1 pseudogene is annotated in these 229 nt (G+C 73.8%); it reads left to right on the plus strand.

The features are described from left to right. Positions 1-8: 8 nt before the first annotated feature. Positions 9-229 (plus strand): annotated as a pseudogene (locus KVS71_RS19650) (branched-chain amino acid ABC transporter permease); the annotation flags it as partial.

A 229-nucleotide genomic window follows, 5' to 3' on the forward strand; every position in this document is an offset into this window, starting at 1 on the left:
CGACCCCGATCGCTTTCGCGCCCGCGGCCTCGGGCCTCGCGGTGCATTTCGGGTCCACGGGTCTGCTCAACTACGGCATGGCGGCGTTCATGGCGATCGGCGGCTACGGCTACGCGATCTCGTTCCTCACCTTCGGATTCCCGTGGTGGCTGGGCGGGCCCGGCGGCATCACCGGCGGCGCGCGCTTCGCCCTGCCGCTGGGCATCCCCCCGCTGCGGCTGCGCGCCGG

This window comes from Microbacterium sp. GbtcB4 (assembly GCF_019091465.1).
GTDB classification, from domain to species: domain Bacteria; phylum Actinomycetota; class Actinomycetes; order Actinomycetales; family Microbacteriaceae; genus Microbacterium; species Microbacterium paraoxydans.